19 protein-coding genes are annotated in these 15,957 nt (G+C 48.2%); 15 read left to right on the top strand and 4 right to left on the bottom strand.

Annotation, left to right across the window (positions count from 1 at the left end):
- Positions 1-2 precede the first annotated feature (2 nt).
- Positions 3-545: a transcription repressor NadR gene (locus GNE05_RS13980; protein ID WP_014418541.1), complete on the bottom strand. Its 543-nt coding sequence runs from the start codon at positions 543-545 to the stop codon at positions 3-5.
- Positions 542-1,693 (bottom strand): IscS subfamily cysteine desulfurase, encoded by a 1,152-nt coding sequence (locus tag GNE05_RS13975; RefSeq protein WP_159354428.1) that lies wholly within the window; start codon positions 1,691-1,693, stop codon positions 542-544. The genes GNE05_RS13980 and GNE05_RS13975 overlap by 4 nt, the downstream gene beginning before the upstream one ends.
- Before the next feature lie 105 nt (positions 1,694-1,798).
- On the opposite strand from GNE05_RS13975, the gene nadB reads away from it, so the two are divergent.
- The 13 genes from nadB (at position 1,799) to yajC (ending at position 12,716) form a co-directional block, all read left to right on the top strand.
- Positions 1,799-3,364 (top strand): L-aspartate oxidase, encoded by a 1,566-nt coding sequence (gene nadB, locus GNE05_RS13970; protein WP_053573157.1) that lies wholly within the window; start codon positions 1,799-1,801, stop codon positions 3,362-3,364.
- Positions 3,346-4,194: a carboxylating nicotinate-nucleotide diphosphorylase gene (nadC, locus tag GNE05_RS13965; protein WP_021494389.1), complete on the top strand. Its 849-nt coding sequence runs from the start codon at positions 3,346-3,348 to the stop codon at positions 4,192-4,194. Before nadB ends, nadC begins: the two co-directional genes overlap by 19 nt.
- Before the next feature lies 1 nt (position 4,195).
- Positions 4,196-5,299, top strand: a complete 1,104-nt coding sequence (gene nadA / locus GNE05_RS13960) for a quinolinate synthase NadA (RefSeq protein WP_014418538.1) — start codon at positions 4,196-4,198, stop codon at positions 5,297-5,299.
- Positions 5,300-5,425: 126 nt separating this feature from the next.
- Positions 5,426-6,616 carry a spore coat assembly protein SafA gene (safA, locus tag GNE05_RS13955; RefSeq protein WP_160182896.1) on the top strand — a complete coding sequence of 397 codons (1,191 nt, stop codon included), beginning with the start codon at positions 5,426-5,428 and terminating at the stop codon, positions 6,614-6,616.
- Positions 6,617-6,763: 147 nt separating this feature from the next.
- A complete protein-coding gene (locus tag GNE05_RS13950; protein ID WP_038461552.1) occupies positions 6,764-7,357 on the top strand; it encodes a YhcN/YlaJ family sporulation lipoprotein in 594 nt (197 codons plus the stop codon).
- Positions 7,358-7,490: 133 nt separating this feature from the next.
- Entirely contained in the window at positions 7,491-7,610 is a 120-nt protein-coding gene (locus GNE05_RS21540) for a hypothetical protein (RefSeq protein WP_007612850.1), read from the top strand.
- A 130-nt stretch (positions 7,611-7,740) separates the two neighbouring features.
- A complete protein-coding gene (locus GNE05_RS13940) occupies positions 7,741-8,250 on the top strand; it encodes an intercompartmental signaling factor BofC (protein ID WP_127069593.1) in 510 nt (169 codons plus the stop codon).
- Between the two features lie 134 nt (positions 8,251-8,384).
- Positions 8,385-8,990: a Holliday junction branch migration protein RuvA gene (gene ruvA, locus GNE05_RS13935; RefSeq protein ID WP_003152683.1), complete on the top strand. Its 606-nt coding sequence runs from the start codon at positions 8,385-8,387 to the stop codon at positions 8,988-8,990.
- 10 nt (positions 8,991-9,000) lie between these two features.
- A complete protein-coding gene (gene ruvB, locus GNE05_RS13930; protein ID WP_003152685.1) occupies positions 9,001-10,005 on the top strand; it encodes a Holliday junction branch migration DNA helicase RuvB in 1,005 nt (334 codons plus the stop codon).
- Entirely contained in the window at positions 9,998-10,198 is a 201-nt protein-coding gene (locus GNE05_RS13925; protein WP_003152687.1) for a DUF2905 domain-containing protein, read from the top strand. The genes ruvB and GNE05_RS13925 overlap by 8 nt, the downstream gene beginning before the upstream one ends.
- 25 nt (positions 10,199-10,223) lie before the next feature.
- The gene (queA, locus tag GNE05_RS13920) at positions 10,224-11,252 is read left to right on the top strand and encodes a tRNA preQ1(34) S-adenosylmethionine ribosyltransferase-isomerase QueA (RefSeq protein ID WP_100261919.1); all 1,029 of its coding nucleotides are present in this window, start codon (positions 10,224-10,226) and stop codon (positions 11,250-11,252) included.
- 27 nt (positions 11,253-11,279) lie between these two features.
- Positions 11,280-12,425, top strand: coding sequence for a tRNA guanosine(34) transglycosylase Tgt (tgt, locus tag GNE05_RS13915; RefSeq protein WP_014305500.1), 1,146 nt, complete (start codon positions 11,280-11,282; stop codon positions 12,423-12,425).
- A 30-nt stretch (positions 12,426-12,455) separates the two neighbouring features.
- A complete protein-coding gene (gene yajC / locus GNE05_RS13910) occupies positions 12,456-12,716 on the top strand; it encodes a preprotein translocase subunit YajC (RefSeq protein ID WP_007408187.1) in 261 nt (86 codons plus the stop codon).
- Positions 12,717-12,767: 51 nt separating this feature from the next.
- On the opposite strand, the gene GNE05_RS13905 is transcribed toward yajC, so the two are convergent.
- Positions 12,768-13,154 (bottom strand): TIGR04086 family membrane protein, encoded by a 387-nt coding sequence (locus tag GNE05_RS13905; RefSeq protein WP_003152697.1) that lies wholly within the window; start codon positions 13,152-13,154, stop codon positions 12,768-12,770.
- A 166-nt stretch (positions 13,155-13,320) separates the two neighbouring features.
- Between GNE05_RS13905 and GNE05_RS13900 the strand changes: the two genes are divergently transcribed.
- Positions 13,321-13,977, top strand: a complete 657-nt coding sequence (locus GNE05_RS13900; RefSeq protein WP_095061077.1) for a DUF421 domain-containing protein — start codon at positions 13,321-13,323, stop codon at positions 13,975-13,977.
- Between the two features lie 7 nt (positions 13,978-13,984).
- Here the strand turns inward: GNE05_RS13900 and spoVB are convergent, their stop codons facing one another.
- Positions 13,985-15,541, bottom strand: coding sequence for a stage V sporulation protein B (spoVB, locus tag GNE05_RS13895; RefSeq protein ID WP_007408188.1), 1,557 nt, complete (start codon positions 15,539-15,541; stop codon positions 13,985-13,987).
- 115 nt (positions 15,542-15,656) lie between these two features.
- On the opposite strand from spoVB, the gene GNE05_RS13890 reads away from it, so the two are divergent.
- On the top strand, positions 15,657-15,953 hold the full coding sequence (locus GNE05_RS13890) for a post-transcriptional regulator (protein ID WP_021494385.1): 297 nt from the start codon (positions 15,657-15,659) through the stop codon (positions 15,951-15,953).
- Positions 15,954-15,957: the final 4 nt, after the last annotated feature.

The raw sequence follows: 15,957 nt of genomic DNA, 5'->3' as shown, positions 1-15,957 counted from the left end.
TTTTAATCTTTTATTAAAATACCCGCGTCGTCCAGCGCTTGGCAGGCTTGGTCAATCCGCTCTTTTGTCGGGGCGCTTAACGTATGGAGGTGCACGCCTCCGGTCAGCTGTGAAAGGTAAGCGGCATTTGTCGAGTTAATGTGATCCATGAATTGTTTGACTTCTTTCCGTGTGCTGACTCTTATGGCGGCGGTTAAATCGCCGTATACGGGGTGTTCAATAATGACGTCCTTTATGGTGACGCCTTCATCGACAATGAGTTCAAGCTCTTCTTCCGTCCGCTCCGGGCCGTGCAGACAGGCGACAATCCGTTCGGCGTTTTTTTCACCGCCGGCATTCATGCTGATGTATAAGTAGCCTTGGCTCGTCGCGATGATCGGCTCGTTTTTTGCTTTCAAGAGCGATATGTCCTGCACGATCACCTGTCTTGAGACATTTGCTTTTTTGGCCAATTCGCCTCCTGTTAATGGCGAGCCGGCTTCTTTCAGCCAATGAAGCAGCATGTCGCGTCTTTTCTCCCCAGTAAGCTTCGTTCCTTCTGTCAAATTGCTGATTCTCCTTTCTTTTGCTCCCATAGCGCCGTAAATGTATGTATCAGCATATCGAGCTGTTCACATGTTGTTTCGTTTCCGAATGAGATCCGGAAAAACTGCCGCGCTTCCCGTTCGGTTTTTCTCAGCGCCTTCATAGCTGAAGAAGGGCCGTGGCTGCCGGCGGAACATGCGCTCCCGGTTGAGATGCAAATATCGTTACGATTACATTCTAACATAATATATTGTCCTTCAAAGGAGTGAAAAAAACACCCGACAATGTGGGGCAGGCATTCACCGCCGGTTTCTTCCTCTGAAAATGAAATGGGGAGGCCTTGACGCCGAATTTGGTCATACAAATAATTCCTCAGCCTGTCAGCATGCTCACGGTGTTCCTCCATATGTTTCACTGCATACTCCGCAGCAGCGGTAAAAGCGCCGATGGCCGGCACATTCACCGTACCGGGCCTGAACCCGTTTTCATGCACGGTATGCGGATAAACCGGGTTCCAGCTGACACCGGGCCGAATGTAAACAGCCCCGGTGCCTTTCGGGCCGTATACTTTATGACCGGAGACGGAAAGGGCGTCGATTCCCGCCTGATCCGCATCAATCGGCAGTTTGCCGAAACTTTGAACACAATCGCAATGCAGCAAAATGTTTCTCTGGTGAAGAAAAGCGGCCAGACGATTCACAGGCTGGATGAGGCCGGTTTCTGAATTGGCGTGCTGTATGGAAACGAGCCCCGTGTCAGGACGGATATGAGCCGCCAGTATGTCCTCGGTTATAAGGCCGTTTTCGTCGGGATATATGATGGTGATATCAATTCCCCGATCAGCTAAAAACGCCGCAGCATTATGGATCGAATGGTGTTCCATTGCGGTCGTAATAAAATGTTTTTTGTGATCGGGCAGACCGTGCAGCAATGATTGGACGGCCAGGATGTTCGCTTCCGTTCCGCCGCTTGTAAAGTAAATGCCGTCTGCCGCTCCGCCGATCAATTTTCCTGCAGAATGTCTGCAATATTCCAGCACGTCCGCCGCTCTTCCTCCGGCGTCATGAAGGCTGCTTGCATTGCCGTATACCTCTGTGCTGAGATGCTGAAAGACTTTTGCGGCTTCTTTGCTTAAAGGCGCTCCCGCCGCGTAATCAAGATAAATCATACAGCCCGTCTCCTATCCGTTTATGTTAAAAAAAGCTTGAGTTTATTTTATCGTTGTGTAAATATAGGTGTCAAGACATGTGTAAATATAACAGGAGGATGATGTATGTCTGAAAAAACAATTATCGTCATTGGTTCCGGGACGGCGGCCCTTGCCTGTGCTTCCTCATTTCCTCCGTCATACCAAGTGACCGTCATCACAAAGAGAAACGTAACGAACAGCAATTCGCATTATGCTCAAGGCGGGATTGCTGTTTCATACGCAAAAGATGACTCTTTAGAATCCCATGTGAACGATACACTGTATGCGGGATGCGGACACAATGACGTGACAGCCGTGCGGCATTTGCTGAAAAGCGGACAGAGCATGATAAACAGGCTGATAGAAGGCCATTTCCCTTTTGATACGAAGTCGGACGGAACGTTTTGTCTCGGCAGGGAAGGCGCTCATTCCAAAAGGAGGATTCTGCACGCCGGGGGAGATGCGACCGGACGGATGTTGGTTGAGTTTCTGGTTCAGCAGCTGAGGGACGGCATACGGATCATTGAACACGAGACGGTTGTTGATCTGCTGATTGAACACGGACGATGCGCAGGCGTTGCCGTAAAGGATGCTTCAGGGACTGTTTCTTACAGAAGAGCGGATTGTGTAGTGCTTGCATCAGGCGGCTGCGGCAGTCTGTACCAATATCACACAAATGATTCCGCCATAACGGGAGACGGCATCGCTCTTGCCTTCCGCGCTGGAGCTGAGATCACGGATATGGAGTTCACCCAGTTCCACCCGACCCTCCTTGTGAAAAACGGGACTGTGTACGGCCTGATTTCTGAAGCAGTGAGAGGAGAAGGAGGATATTTAGCGGATCGCTTCGGGCGCAGGATCATGGCTGGCAGACACGCACTAGAAGATTTGGCGCCCCGGGATGTGGTTTCACGGGCGATTTATGAAGAAATGATGAAAGAAAATCCTGTTTTTATAAATTGCAGCCGAATAGCCGATTTTAAGAAACGTTTTCCGACCATAACAGAAATTTGTCAAACAGCCGGTGTTGATCTTGAAAGCGGAATTCCCGTAGCACCCGGAATGCATTTTTTAATGGGCGGAGTAAAAGCCGATACATGGGGGAAAACATCCGTGCCTGATTTGTACGCCATAGGCGAGACCGCCTGCACAGGATTGCACGGGGCGAACCGCCTTGCGAGCAACTCACTGCTGGAAGCGCTGGCAAGCGGGCAACGATGTGCTGAACATATCATTCAAACACCGTTAAACGGAAGATATAAAAAAACCCCGAAGAAATTTGACGTCATCTTAGAAGTGCCGGACACAACGCTTCATGTGCTCCAAGCCAAAATGACAACCGGAGCGGGCATCGTCAGGGAAAAAGAAAACATGCAGGCGCTGGCATCCTGGCTTAACAACGTATCTGTGCGTCATATAAATGTGAAGGATATCACAATAGAACAAGCCGAGCTATCCTGCCTATGGAAGACTGCGCAACTTGTTGTGACCTCAGCCCTTATTCGGGAAGAAAGCAGGGGCGCTCATTTTCGCGCTGATTTTCCCGGGACGGAGAAAGAGTGGCACGGAAAACAAATCATTCATTCAACATCTGGAACAGTTATCAGAAAAAACGAAAGGATTGGGGAACTATGGACATTCTGCAGCTGAAACAAATGCTGACTCATTTTTTTCAGGAAGATATCGGAACGGGTGATGCGACGTCACAAGCGATTTTTTCTGATCAGCAATGTAAAGCGCGAATCATCGCAAAAACAGATGGCGTGTTTGCCGGAGAAGCCGTTATCCGTGAAGGATGGAAGCTTTTACACGATGATATCCGCATCCGCTCCCTGAAAAAAGACGGAGAACGGATGAAAAAAGGAGACGTGCTCGCTGAAATGGAAGGCCAGGCGGCGGCTCTTCTTACGGGGGAGCGGGTCATTCTGAATCTCTTACAAAGAATGTCAGGCGTTGCGACAATGACGGATGAGGCCAAAAGGCGTCTTGATGATCCGTCCATTAAGATTTGTGATACGAGAAAAACGACACCCGGGCTCAGAATGCTGGAAAAATACGCCGTTCGGGTCGGAGGCGGCTTTAATCATCGCTTCGGCTTATATGACGGCATCATGATAAAAGATAATCATATTGCCGCCTGCGGATCGATAAAGGCGGCCGTGGAGCGGGCAAGAAAAACGGCGGGGCAGATGCTTGCGGTTGAAGTCGAAATCGAATCCGAACAGCAGCTGCTCGAGGCAATAGAAGCGGGCGCAGACGTTATTATGTTTGACAACTGTCCGCCTGAGTCCGTCCGGCGTTTTGCAGGCATGACACCGGGCCATATCAAAACGGAAGCATCTGGAGGCATAACGCTCGACACATTGCCCGCTTATAAAGGAACGGGCGTCCAATATATTTCACTCGGATTTCTGACTCATTCAGTAAAAAGCGCCGACATCAGCATGGATGTTGAGGCTGCGGAACAGGGGGATTTTTAAGATGTCTATTTTTGACGTGTTAACTGCATCAGCCGAAATGATGCCGAGCCATTATAAAGACATGAGCACCGGAGAAATGGAGAAGCGGGTCGCTGCCATTAAACGGGATTTCGGAAAGCGCCTGTTCATTCCGGGGCATCACTATCAAAAAGACGAAGTAATACAATTCGCCGATACGGCAGGTGACTCCCTGCAGCTTGCTCAAGTGGCAGAAAAAAATAAAGAGGCGGAATATATTGTGTTTTGCGGCGTGCATTTTATGGCGGAAACCGCTGATATGCTGACTGATGATAACCAAACCGTCATTTTGCCCGATATGCGCGCCGGATGCTCGATGGCTGATATGGCAGATATTCAGCAGACGGACAAAGCATGGCAAGAGCTTCAAGAACTGTACGGTAACACCATCATTCCGTTAACATATGTTAACTCGACGGCGGAAATTAAAGCATTCGTCGGACGGCACGGAGGAGCGACCGTCACCTCTTCGAATGCCCGGAGTGTGCTGAAATGGGCTTTTAAACAAAAAGAGAGAATTTTATTTTTGCCGGATCAGCATTTAGGCAGAAATACAGCCTATGATCTCGGCATTCCGCTGACAGAAATGGCTGTATGGGACCCGGGGCAGAACCGATTGCTTACTGACCATCCGGAAAACATTAAAGTCATCCTTTGGAAAGGGCATTGCTCCGTACACGAAAAGTTCACAGCGGAAAATATTTCTCAGCTGCGGCAGCGGGATTCCGGCATCCGCATTATCGTTCATCCGGAATGTTCGAGGGAAGTGGTCTCGCTCAGTGACGACAGCGGGTCTACCAAATACATTATTGATACGATTGAACAGGCTGAACCGGGAAGCAAGTGGGCGATCGGAACGGAAATGAATCTTGTTCAGCGCCTCATTCAATCGCATCCGGATAAACAGATTGAATCATTGAATCCCGATATGTGTCCGTGTCTGACAATGAACAGAATCGATCTGCCGCATTTATTGTGGTCGCTTGAGCAGCTTGAAAAAGGCGAGCTGAAGGGTGTCATTAAAGTTCCGGAAGCGGTTCGGACAGAAGCGCTTCGTGCTTTGAACAGAATGCTGAGTCATACGTAGTTATAAAAATTTCCCCTCCTTCCCAAATTTTTTATCATCATGCCCAGTCCATCGGCATATAGTGTGAAGAAACGTATTGTAATGACAAATGTACCGTTCACGTTTTGTGCATAGGAGGGGAAAACGTTGAAAATTCATATCGTTCAAAAAGGCGATTCGCTCTGGAAAATAGCTGAAAAATACGGAGTTGATCTTGAAGAGTTAAAAAAACTGAATCATCAGCTTAGCAATCCAGACTTAATTATGCCTGGAATGAAGATAAAGGTGCCTTCAGAAGCCGTTCCGGTCAGAAAAGAACCTAAGGCCGGCTTCGGAACGTCTGCGCATAAGCATGAGCATCCATATGCCAAAGAAAAACCGAAATCAGTTGTGGACATTGAAGACACCATACCGGAAGAACCAAAGCCGTCGATTCCATATGTGCCGCCAATCCCTGAAAAGCATGAAAATGTGCTGCCGGAAGCTGATATGAACCAATATTACCCGTCCAATCAGCTGTTTCAGCCGTGGTCGCCTCCTAAGCCGGAGGAACCGGTGACACATTTTGTCGAGCCGAAAGAAAAAGAGCATGACAATAACATTCCACAACAGGAGGAAATGATCAACATGGAAAACGCGAATTACCCGAATATGCCAAAGGCGCCTGAAGCCGGAAAGATGGAAGAAGAAAACGCCGCTTATCATCTGCCGAACATGCCAAACATTCCGAATGTCCCGTTTCCGAATATGCCGGCCGTTGAACCGCCTTTTATGCATTACCCGATGCCGTGCATGCCTTGTCCTTGTCCGGTTCCGGTGACACCGATGCTGCCGGGTTCTGGATTATGCCATCCGTGCTTCCCGGTAGGCGGAGGTTTCGGCGGTTTTGGAGGAGGTTTCGGAGGCTTTCCGGTCATGCCGATGCCGTTACCGTACGGATTCCATCATCCGGGATTTGGGCCGCATGCGGGTTACGGTGAATATGAAAATCAGGCCCATGAAAATGCAGAGCATTATGATGGTTCTGCATCTGGTTTCGGCGGTGCTCCTTACGGTCAAATGCCGTATTACGGCGGATATTCGTCACATTACGCACACGCCCCTCATCATGATGGAAAATATAAGGATGATGATTGCGGCTGCCATGATTCACATCACCACCACCATCACCACCACGGTTCACATCATCATCACGCAAATATGCCTGTGCAGCCATATCCGAATATGGGCGCAAATGCCGGATATTTTATGCCTTACGGCGGAGCAAATCCCAATGTCGCGCCGAATCAGCCGAGTCCAAATCAAGTATTCGGACGGCCGGAGGAAGAAGAAGATTAATGTTTCGGGACGATGTATGTCGTTCCTTTTTTTATGTCCAACTGAGGAATGGACATAACTGACAAGCTTAAACCCGCCGCCCGCCGCGCATCCTAAACATGAGCGGAAAACGCTCAAACAGCGATGAATCCACGGGGGGTTTTTCCATTGGGTAAAAAACTGATGACGATCGCGGGCGTTTTAGCCGTGACAGCAAGCTTAACGGCATGCGGAGCAAATAATGCCATGAATGACGGACGCTACAATCAGTCAACACGTCCGGTCGGATATTATTCGAATGATAATGGTAACGGCAGAGGCCAGTACGGAATGGACCATCAAGGACCCGTTTCTGAAATGATGGAAAACCGAAACGGCCGTCAAAATACGACAAACGTGTCCGACCAGTACGCCCCTAATGACGGGGTTCCGTTAACGACGGACGGCACATATAACGGCCGAAATGTCAATACGCCGCCGGCAGCAATGTCTTATAATGGGTATGACAACGCTGAAAACATCAGGTTGGCGGCAAAAGTTGCAAACCGCGTGAAAAAAGTAAAAGGCGTACAGGATAGTCAGGTCATCGTGACTGACACGAGAGTCGTCATTGCCGTCAGAACAAATCATCCTTTTACGAAAAATGATGATAAACATGTCAAACATGCGGCCAAAAAATTCGCGGACGGCCGTACAATTCAAGTGTTTACCGACAACGCTACTTTTACAAAGCTGCAAGACATGAACAGAAACAGCCGTTAAACGGGACTGCCGGATGATTTCATCCGGCAGTATTTTTATGGATAAAGCTTCATCATTTCTTTACATATTCTTAAAACGCTCTTTATGTTGCGGTGTTAACATAAAAGTAATAAAACGTAACGGAGGGGCCGGAATGAAAAAAACGGAGCATGACAAAAGCCGCGGAGCAAAAACTGTGTATCTGACCGTAAGGGGATACCGGCTCAAACTGACGCCCGGACAAATGAAACTGATTTCAGCCGGCCGGGCATAATCATCGCAGCAGCCCTCATTTAGAGAGCTGCTTTTTTTCGGCTGAAAGACAAATGAAAGAAAACGATTAAGCACCGGCATCTTTGGTCAAACTAGCATCAAGAGTTTGATTGAATAAAGAGGTGTTATTGGTGAAACGATTTTACGGTGCTCGTCTATTGTTTATGCTTATCTTATCGTCTGCAGTCCTGATTTGCGGAGGAAAAGGCGCATACGGGGCGGAGGTCGAGCATTACGGGCCGCTTCGGGTGCACGTCCAGCTGGAAAAGGTCTATCTGGACGGTGATGTCGGCATCGAACATACGGATGAAACCGTTTTGGCGATGGAGGATTTTTGGGCCGCATATGCGGGCTGGACGCTCGTTGAGCAGAAAAAAGGCTTCGTCCTTTTCCGTAAGCATGTTGATGACATTTCTCCGCTCAGTAAGGTTAACGGTTATATCGGCGTCACGGACGGAGGCGTCATCTCCACTTTTCACGGCCGTCCCGGATCGCTGGCCGAGCCGATTCAATCTTTCTTCCAGATTGATATAGAAAGACTGGAAAGCCGATTGCAAAAGCACTTGGAACACGGCATACCGTACAGGACAAAAGCGGAGTTTGAGAGCGTGATCGATCATATTAAGACTTACAGCGGCTGACTTTGAGGCAAGACATGTGACACATGTCTTTTTTTTCTGAATGGAAGGTGTCAAAGCGAACATACGTTAACTTTTCTATAAGACTTTGGCTGTTTTTGTGTTACAATGATAAGCAGTCAAAGAGGTGAATAGGTGTGATTGAATTCGTGAAGGGGACGATTGATTATGTATCTCCCCAATACATCGTGATTGAAAACGGCGGAATCGGCTATCAGGTCTTCACTCCGAATCCGTTTATTTATAAGGTAAGCAATCAAGAGACCATTTTTACGTATCATCATATAAAAGAAGATGCCTTTTCTTTGTACGGTTTTTCAACCCGGGAAGAAAAAGCGCTTTTCACAAAGCTGCTGAACGTCACCGGCATCGGGCCGAAAGGGGCGCTCGCCATCCTCGGTTCCGGTGACCCCGGAGCCGTCATCGAAGCGATCGAACAGGAAGATGAAGCCTTTTTGGTGAAATTTCCGGGTGTGGGCAAAAAAACGGCGCGGCAGATTATTCTTGATTTGAAAGGCAAACTGGCCGACGTCGTGCCTGAAATGATTGACAACCTGTTCAATCATGAAGCGCGCATTGAAAAACAAGAGGCTGAAACGGCGCTTGACGAGGCGCTTGAAGCGCTCCGGGTTCTCGGCTACGCCGAAAAAGAAATTAAAAAAGTGCTTCCTCACTTAAAAGAGGAAACAGCGCTCTCAACAGATCAATATGTGAAAAAAGCATTGCAAAAATTATTAAAGTAAGGTGATGTTCATGGATGAACGGCTCGTTTCAAGTGAAGCAGACAGCCATGAATCAATAATCGAGCAAAGCCTCAGGCCGCAGAATCTCGCCCAGTATATCGGCCAAAAGAAGGTGAAAGAAAATCTGCGCGTGTTTATCGATGCGGCGAAAATGAGGCAGGAAACGCTGGACCACGTTCTTTTATACGGGCCTCCGGGTCTCGGGAAAACAACGCTTGCGTCTATCGTGGCCAATGAGATGGGTGTGGAGATGCGGACGACGTCAGGCCCCGCCATCGAAAGACCGGGAGATTTGGCAGCCATTTTGACGGCGCTCGAACCAGGGGATGTGCTGTTTATTGACGAAATTCACAGGCTGAACCGCTCAATTGAGGAAGTGCTGTACCCGGCGATGGAGGATTTCTGCCTTGATATCGTCATCGGAAAAGGCCCGTCCGCCCGCTCCGTCCGTCTCGACCTTCCCCCTTTTACGCTTGTAGGAGCGACGACAAGGGTCGGATTATTGACCGCACCGCTCAGAGACCGGTTCGGGGTGCTGTCGCGCCTTGAATACTATACGCAGGAAGAGCTGACAGATATCGTGTCAAGAACGGCTGACGTTTTTGAAGTGGATATCGAAGAAGCCCCGGCTCTGGAAATCGCCAGACGGTCAAGGGGAACGCCGCGGGTTGCAAACCGGCTTCTCAGAAGGGTGAGGGATTTTGCCCAGGTGCTCGGCGACAGCCGCATCACGGAAGAAATCGCTCACGACGCGCTCGAACGTCTTCAAGTCGATGCGCTCGGCCTTGACCATATCGACCATAAGCTGCTGATGGGCATGATCGAAAAATTCAGCGGCGGTCCAGTCGGCCTTGATACGATTTCCGCGACAATCGGCGAAGAACCTCATACAATAGAGGATGTGTACGAACCGTATCTGCTGCAGATCGGATTTCTCCAGAGGACGCCGAGGGGACGGGTCGTGACTCCGGCTGTGTATGAACATTTTCGATTGGAGGCGCCCGCCCGTGACTGACTTTCCGAAGGTTCTCATGGTTCTCGGTGCCGTTTTGCTTATTGCCGGCGCAGTCTGGCACTTTGTCGGAAGGCTGCCCGGAGATATTTTCGTTAAGAAGGGAAATGTTACATTTTTCTTTCCCGTTGTCACTTGTATTGTGATCAGTGTGATACTATCCATTCTGCTTAATTTTTTCGGCAGAATGAAATAACAATAGACAGAATAAAGGTGAAATGATGAAAGTCGATTTATTTGATTTTGAACTGCCTGAACGCCTCATTGCCCAAGTGCCGCTGAGAGAGCGTGACGCATCGCGGCTGATGGTGCTCAACAAACAGACGGGCGGGCTGACGGACAGTTCATTTAAAGAGATTGTAAGCTTTTTTAATGAAGGGGATTGCCTCGTCTTGAACAATACCCGTGTGCTGCCTGCAAGATTATTCGGCACAAAAGAAGATACGGGGGCGAAAGTGGAGCTTCTGTTATTAAAACAGGAAGAAAATGATACATGGGAAACGCTCGTAAAGCCGGCGAAACGCGTAAAAAAAGGAACGGTCCTGACATTCGGCGACGGCCGGCTGACAGCGGTCTGCACGGAGGAGCTTGATCACGGAGGCAGAAAAATAAAATTCCGGTATGACGGGATTTTTTACGAAGTGCTTGAATCACTCGGTGAAATGCCGCTGCCTCCTTATATTAAAGAGCAGCTTGATGATAAAGAACGGTATCAGACCGTCTTTTCAAAAGAAATCGGATCTGCCGCAGCTCCGACGGCCGGACTTCATTTTACGGAAGAGATTTTGGACGAGCTGAAGCAAAAGGGTGTGCGGATTGAATTTATCACACTTCATGTGGGACTCGGCACATTCCGCCCGGTCAGTGCGGATGATGTGGAAGAGCATAACATGCACGCGGAATTTTATGAAATGACGGAAGAAACCGCCGCCTCTTTAAACGAGGTCAGAAAGGCGGGAGGGCGCATTGTGTCGGTCGGGACGACATCAACGCGCACCCTGGAAACCATTGCCGGCGAGCATGACGGCGTATTTACCGCTTCAAGCGGCTGGACGTCCATCTTCATTTATCCGGGATATGAATTTAAGGCGATTGACGGCATGATCACCAATTTTCATCTTCCGAAATCTTCCCTTATCATGCTCGTTTCTGCGCTTGCCGGCAGAGAGCATGTTCTTTCCGCCTACCGTCATGCGGTAGAAGAGGAATATCGTTTCTTCAGCTTTGGCGACGCCATGCTGATTATCTAATTTGAATGACAGGAGGCCTCATACAAAGTGGCTGAACAACCGATACGTTATGAATTTATAAAGGAATGCAAACAAACGGGAGCGCGCCTGGGCAGAGTTCATACGCCCCACGGCTCCTTTGAGACGCCTGTATTTATGCCGGTCGGCACGCTTGCTACGGTAAAGACGATGTCTCCGGACGAGCTGAAATCTATGGATGCGGGCATTATTTTAAGCAATACGTACCATTTATGGCTCCGTCCGGGACACGATATTGTAAAAGAAGCGGGCGGGCTTCATAAGTTTATGAACTGGGACCGTGCGATTTTAACGGATTCCGGCGGTTTTCAGGTCTTTTCATTGAGCAAGTTTCGTAATATAGAAGAAGAAGGCGTTCATTTCCGCAATCACTTAAATGGAGACAAACTGTTTTTATCTCCGGAAAAAGCGATGGAAATTCAAAACGCCCTCGGCTCTGATATCATGATGGCGTTTGATGAGTGTCCGCCGTATCCGGCAGAGTATGATTACATGAAACGCTCTGTGGAACGCACCAGCCGCTGGGCGGAACGCTGCCTGGAGGCGCACGGGCGCTCAGATGAGCAGGGGCTGTTCGGAATCGTACAGGGCGGAGAATACGAAGATCTGCGGACACAAAGTGCAAAAGACTTGGTTTCGCTTGATTTTCCGGGTTACGCCATAGGCGGATTATCTGTCGGCGAGCCGAAGCACGTCATGAACCGAGTGCTTGAGTTTACAACTCCGCTTTTACCGAAGGACAAGCCGAGATATTTAATGGGTGTGGGTTCACCGGATGCCTTAATTGACGGCGCCATCCGCGGCGTGGATATGTTTGACTGCGTACTGCCGACCCGGATTGCCCGAAACGGCACGGTGTTTACGAATGAAGGGCGTCTGAATATGAAAAACGCCAAATATGAGCGTGATTTCCGTCCGATTGACGAAGAGTGCAGCTGCCATACATGCCAAAATTACTCTCGCGCTTACATCAGACATTTGATCCGCTGTAATGAAACGTTTGGAATTCGATTAACAACTTACCATAACCTTCATTTTCTGTTACACTTAATGGAGCAGGTCAGACAAGCCATCCGGGAGGATCGTCTTGGTGATTTCCGAGAAGAGTTCTTTGAGCGTTACGGCTATAATAAGCCAAATGCGAAAAGCTTCTAAATAAAACCATTCTTGAAAGGAGGGAAACAGATGGGTACTTTAGGCACAATCGTTCCTATTATTTTAATGTTTGCAGTGCTTTATTTCCTGCTCATCCGTCCGCAGCAAAAGCAGCAGAAGGCCGTACGCCAGATGCAGGAAGAGCTGAAAAAAGGGGATACAGTGGTGACAATCGGAGGATTGCACGGCACTGTTGATTCAATTGATGAAAGCAAGGTCGTCATTAAAACAGGTGATAACACCCGTTTAACATTTGACCGCCGCGCAATCAGAGAAGCTTCCGCTGAATAACAGCGAAGCTCATACATACAAAAAAAGAGCGGAGAATCCGCTCTTTTTTTATTACGCTGATCTGCTTCCTTTCAAATTCACTCCGAAAATGCCGCCCAGCATGCTGACTCCCAAAAAGCCGAGATGAAACAAAAGCTGACCGGATGTAAACGTTTTTCCGAACCCTAAATATTGAAACAGCAAGATGATTAATGAAAAACAGACGGCGGTTAACGCTCCGATCATCCAGCCTTTTTCCTTCGCTTTGCCGCCCGATATAAAACCGCCCGCAAATAAAGAAAGAAAGGAAAGCGCGGTGATCAGCCAGCTGAAAGATGATTCTTCCATTGAGGTAACCGTCAGTAAAAGCGAAATCGCCAAACTCGTAAGAAGCATCACCGCAAAGATAGCCACTAAGCCGTACAAGACGCCTCTTCCCACTTGTTTCGTTTCTTCCATTTTTATCTCCTCTCCGCCCTGCGGCCTGATATATGACAAGCCGGAGCCCGTCTTTTTCTAAATGTATTCTCTGAATGTTCGAATTAGACGTAAATGCATGATGTTCAGCCCTTTTCTTACATAATTCAGAGCCGGTGGCAAATGCTATGACCGTTGGAGGTGCGATATGGAAGATATTTTCATTATTACGTTTCGTACGATTGTGCTTTATTTTATCATTCTTGTGATTTTCAGACTGATGGGAAAACGGGAAATCGGAGAACTGAGCATTTTAGACCTTGTCGTCTCCATTATGATTGCCGAGATTGCCGTATTGGCAATTGAAAATGTAAAAGATAAGCTTTTGCATACAATTGTGCCGATTGTCGTTTTAATGATTATTCAAGTAAGCCTTGCTTTTATTTCGCTCAAAAGCCAAAAAATACGGCAGCTGCTTGACGGAAAACCCACCATTATTATAAAACAGGGAAAAATTGATGAACGGGCGATGAGATCGCAGCGCTACAATTTTGACGATCTTCTTATGCAGCTGAGGGAGAATAACATCGATAGAATCTCTGACGTGTCATATGCCATTTTGGAGTCTTCAGGCAAACTGTCGATCGTCAAAAAGAAAACTAATAAGGATAAGCAGATGGAAACATCGCTTATCGTTGACGGGGTCATTCAGAACGAGCATCTGGACAGAATCGGGAAAGATAAACACTGGCTCGAAAAAAATTTAGCAAAAAGAGGATATCGCGATCTTTCGGTTATATCATTCTGCACGTTTACGGACGGCGCTTTTTTTATTGATCTTAAAGATGAAAAAGGGGAGCCATAAATCGGTTTCACCGCGTCACGAACTTGCCGATGACCGGAATCCGGATCAGCTCTTCCCTTTTAATCAGCCTGAATAACAGAAGAAGCGCAATGTACAAAATCGCGGTCATTGCAATCCAGCCTGTGAGATTAACAGCCTCTGACCCTGAAAAATGAACGGCGTGCTTGATGATGCGGCTGACATAACCGCAAATGAATATAACGGCAAAACAGAGCGCGTATTCTTTTATTTTAATGCTGATCGGAAGCACCTTGCTTACGGTGGCCGCATGCAGCAGGGTGACAAGGACCATCCCCGTTACAATCGCAAGTGCGGCGCCCATGATGCCCAATGAAGGCCTGGTCGCCAAAACAAAAATCAGGCCGGTTTTGACAGCGGCGCCGATAAAACTGTTCATCATGGCGGCCCCGGCTAAATTGAGAGCCTGCAGCACCGCCTGAAGGGGCCCCTGAAAATAGTAAAGCAGAAAAAACGGCGCCATCACTTTAACAAATACCGCCGCATTAGTTGATCCGTACATGACGGACATCAGTTCATCAGCGAAAGAGAATAAAATAACCACCGAAATGCCTCCGCTTAAAAGACACAGCCTCATCGCCTGTTCCAGACGGTATTCGACAACTTGCAGCTTTTTTTGCTCCATTCCTTCACTGATCGCAGGAACAAGCGCCGTTGACAGAGAATAGGTTATAAAGCTGGGCAGCGTCAAAACCGTCATGGCAAATCCGGTCAGCTCCCCGTACTGGCTGGTGGCGGCAGCGGTGGCCACTCCTGCAATCGCAAGGCTCTGCGCGACGACAATAGGTTCAAAAAACCAAGATAAATTTCCGATGAAGCGGCTTCCGGTTGTCGGGAGCGACACGCTCATCAGCTGGCGGAAGGTTTCTTTTCCATTTGCAATCGACTTGAAAAATTGTTTTCTGATTCTGATTGTTTTATTTGCTTTAAAACAAATGAATAAATAAATAAGAGAGGCAAGCTCCCCGATGACAGACGAAATCATAGCTCCGGCTGCGGCATATTCAATCCCGTACGGCAGAAACACCGTCGTGCAGACTGCGACAAGTGAAATCCGCACGATCTGCTCCAGCACTTGGGAAAACGCCAGCGGGTTCATATTCTGCCTGCCCTGAAAGTAACCGCGCAGCACGCTGGAGATTGCGATAATCGGCACGACGGGCGTAATCGCCAGAAGCGGGTAAACCGTGCGCTGATCCGTCAGCATCGTTTCGGACATAATCGGCGCAAAGCATAAAAACAGCGGCGTGAAGATGAGACTTAATATCCCGGTGACGGTAAGCGACATCACTAAAATGTGTTTCATTTTCTGCCGGTCCCCCCGCGCGCTTGCTTCAGCGACAAGTTTGCTGATGGCAACGGGGAGGCCGAATTGAGTCAAAGTGGTGGCCAAAAAAAATGTCGGGGCAGCCATCATGTATAAACCGACCCCTTCTTCACCGATAAACCGGGCGATAACCACCCGGTTGACAAAGCCGAGCATTCTCGTAATCATCCCGGCTGCGATGAGAATAAGAGTGCCTCTTAAAAAAGTCTGTTTTGCCATTTTATAAACCCCTGCCTTCTCAAACTACCTGGAATCATATACAATAAAGATATGCGCCGATGTCGTCCGAGCATGACAAGTCTTCGAGAAAAATGGAAAAAGGAGCGAGCGCCCAGTGGAGAAACATCCCGCCGAAATATACAAAGATCATTTGCGGCCTTTTTTGTACAGTAAACTTGAAGAGTTCAAAATCCTCGGATACGATGATGTTGAGCACGAGAGTTTATGGTCATACTTAATACATAAAAAGTGGAAACAGAAAAAGGAACTGCCGCTGCATGAATTGGCCGGTAATATTTTATCAGTTAAAATTGGCGATTTTATGAACTATGCAACCGTTGAAGCTTTTAAGTCGTCTAATTGGCTGGAAAGCGATGAGGGTCAGGAAGCTTTAGATGAACTGCTGAGATAATGAT

The sequence above is a fragment of the Bacillus sp. AM1(2019) genome (assembly GCF_009906915.1).
Taxonomy (GTDB): Bacteria; Bacillota; Bacilli; order Bacillales; family Bacillaceae; genus Bacillus; species Bacillus velezensis.
Note: the sequence above shows the minus strand (reverse complement) of the source record. Positions and strands in the feature narration are given on the sequence as shown.